The sequence below is a fragment of the uncultured Wocania sp. genome, from assembly GCF_964021735.1.
Classification (GTDB): domain Bacteria; phylum Bacteroidota; class Bacteroidia; order Flavobacteriales; family Flavobacteriaceae; genus Wocania_A.
Genome location: NZ_CAXIBN010000257.1, coordinates 1 through 3012, shown reverse-complemented (window position 1 = coordinate 3012; position 3012 = coordinate 1). Strand labels below are relative to the sequence as shown.

Here is a 3012-nt window from a genome sequence, read left to right as displayed (position 1 = left end):
CTAATACTACCACCACACTAAAAAGAATTTTTTAAGTATACCGTTAGGAAATTTTATCCAACAAAGCGGTGAAAATTGTCTTTCCAAATAGATGCCAGATACCTTTTTAAAAGATTCGAAATTTGACCAATTTACGTTAGGGTGTGGCGTTATAATCCAATCCATCTTTTTTGGAATATAAAATTTACAATCAGAAAACTGTTGCATCTGTTTTTTGTAAATATAGAATCCTGAAATACAATTTTGATTTAGAGTTTTTAAAATGATTTTTTTCTGAAATGGAATAAACAATTGTGCTTTAAAATAGACTTGCTGTTCCATTTTAGCCGAATTCAAATTTAGAGTTTTTAAGTAATTTTTAGCTTCTTCGGAGTGTAAAAGCGGCAATTGTTTTTGGCTTAGTTTTTTTAGTTTTTCAATTAATGCATCTTTTTTGTTGGGACCAACAACATGTTCAATTTCAGAAGTACCTATGGAATCATCATAAATATAAAACTTATAGATAATTTCTAAATGAACAGGTTTTTCATTTTTTAAAAACAAACAATCTAGTTCTCCTAAAGTTGTTTTTCCATTTTGAATTTGAATATTTTTAGATAGCATAGAAATTGATTTTTCTTGCTGTAATTCAAAAGACACTAAGCGCTCAATGTATTTTCCTAGACGTAATTTTTCATCTATTTCAATATCAATTTTTATTGATTTAGATTTAATTTCAAACTGTTGTAAATCAAAAACAGTATGTTGTTTCCATAAACAAGGTGTTTCTAGAAAACCATCATAACGTTTTTGAGTGTCTTTTGTTTTTGGGTGCATCTTATAAAAAGTAAAAAACGAAAATCAATTTATGATATTTTTAACCCAAAAAGACAATATTTTAGGACAGACAAGTATAGCGTTTATGTAATTGGTTAAAAAAGGGTATTAATACCCAACCTTTTCTCTAACCCTATTCAAAACATCATCTGCAACCCCTTTTGCTTTTGAAGCACCAACTGCTAATGCAGCATCAATTTCGTTGAGGTTACTCATATAATAATTATAACGCTCGCGTTGTGTGGCAAATTTGTCAACAATCAATTCAAACAAGGCTTGTTTTGCGTGTCCGTAACCATAGTTGCCATTTTCGTAATTGGCTTTCATAGTTTTAATTTGAGCATCATTTGCTAATAAATTATATATAGCAAAACAGTTACAAGTACTCCAATCTTTAGGTTCTTCAAGTGGGGTGCTATCGGTTTCAATAGACATGATTTGCTTGCGTAGTTTTTTGTCATCTAAAAATATATTGATGATGTTATTTCTACTTTTGCTCATTTTCTCACCATCTGTTCCCGGAATAAGCATCGTGTTTTCTTGTATTTTTCCTTCGGGAAGCACAAAGGTTTCTCCCATTTTTGCATGAAAACGAGAGGCTACATCGCGTGTCATTTCAATATGCTGTAATTGATCTTTTCCAACAGGGATAATTTCGGCATCATATAACAAAATGTCGGCAGCCATAAGCATGGGATATGCAAATAAACCAGAATTTACATCTTCTAATCTATCGGCTTTATCTTTAAAACTATGTGCCAAGGTTAAACGCTGATATGGAAAAAAACAACTTAGATACCATGATAATTCGGTTACTTGTGGCACATCACTTTGTCTGTAAAACACAGTTTTTTCAATATCTAAACCAAAGGCTAACCAGGTTGCAGCGGTAGAATACGTATTTGTGCGTAAAGTTTCGGCATCTTTAATTTGCGTTAATGTATGCAAATTTGCTATAAACAAAAACGAATCGTTCTCAGGATTATTTGCCATGTCTATTGCAGGAATAATAGCACCTAAAATATTTCCTAAATGCGGTGTTCCTGTACTTTGTATTCCTGTAAGTATTCTTGCCATAGTTTTAATATAAAGCGCAAATTTAAAGATAAGTTACCCAATAAAAAAAGTGGCAACAGCCACTTTTTAAGAATATGTTAAATAAAGGTCTATTTTTTAAATAAACCAGCTATAAATAATATAACCGAAGCACCAATAGCACCTGTTAAAATGTCTCCAATAACACCATCAATAAAGTTAATGTTTAGTGTTGCAAAAAGCCAATTACCAACTAAGCCACCAATAATACCAATAACGATGTTTAGTAATAATCCAAAGCCACCGCCTTTCATTAGCTTTCCTGCTAACCAACCAGCAATGGCACCTATTAATAATGCATAAAGTAAACCCATAGTTTTTATGATTTTAAAGTTATTATGTTTTAAAGATAATCAATTTATAATAGTATTTTTGATGCAAATGAAAATTATAGAGTACACTTTTTGGACATTTTACCGTATTTGGTTCTACATTCTTGTAGCTTTACCAATACTGATTATGTTTCCTATTCTTCTAATTTCTATTCTAAAAGAGTCTTGGTATCCGTTCTTTTTTAAATTGGCACGTTTTTGGGCAAAAGTTATTTTAATTGGTATGGGTTTTAGACCAATTATAGAGCGCGAACAAACGCCAGAAAAAAATAAAAGCTATATGTTTATTGCTAACCACACTTCTATGACAGATATTATGCTCATGTTAGTTTCGGTTAAAAACCCATTTGTTTTTGTTGGAAAAAAGGAGTTGGTTAAAATTCCACTTTTTGGGTTTTTCTATAAACGCACTTGTATTTTGGTTGATAGAAGTTCTGCAAAAAGTAGACAAGCTGTTTTTTTAAGAGCGCAACGCCGGTTGCAAACGGGTGTAAGTATTTGTATTTTTCCTGAAGGTGGCGTACCCGAAGAACATATAGAATTAGACGAATTTAAAGATGGTGCTTTTAGATTAGCAATTAATCATAAAATACCTATTGTGCCATTAACCTTTGCCGATAATAAAAAACGTTTTTCGTATACTTTTTTTAGCGGAAGCCCTGGGAAAATGCGCGTTAAAATTCATAAATTTTTGTCTACTGAAAATTTAACGGTTGATGATACAAAGGTTTTAAACGCAGAAGCTAGAGCTGTTATTTTAAAGCAATTA

4 protein-coding genes are annotated in these 3012 nt (G+C 31.3%); 1 reads left to right on the top strand and 3 read right to left on the bottom strand.

Going from position 1 to position 3012, the window contains the following annotated elements; all coding sequences use genetic code 11:
- Positions 1–6: 6 nt before the first annotated feature.
- From AADI82_RS14670 to AADI82_RS14660, 3 genes are all read right to left on the bottom strand, one after another.
- Positions 7–816 (bottom strand): DUF1853 family protein, encoded by an 810-nt coding sequence (locus AADI82_RS14670; RefSeq protein ID WP_341217161.1) that lies wholly within the window; start codon positions 814–816, stop codon positions 7–9.
- Positions 817–924: 108 nt separating this feature from the next.
- Positions 925–1893, bottom strand: a complete 969-nt coding sequence (gene trpS / locus AADI82_RS14665; protein WP_341217160.1) for a tryptophan--tRNA ligase — start codon at positions 1891–1893, stop codon at positions 925–927.
- Between the two features lie 89 nt (positions 1894–1982).
- Entirely contained in the window at positions 1983–2225 is a 243-nt protein-coding gene (locus tag AADI82_RS14660; protein WP_034042269.1) for a GlsB/YeaQ/YmgE family stress response membrane protein, read from the bottom strand.
- Between the two features lie 67 nt (positions 2226–2292).
- Between AADI82_RS14660 and AADI82_RS14655 the strand changes: the two genes are divergently transcribed.
- On the top strand, positions 2293–3012 hold a 720-nt coding region (locus AADI82_RS14655; protein WP_341217162.1), incomplete at its 3' end, for a lysophospholipid acyltransferase family protein.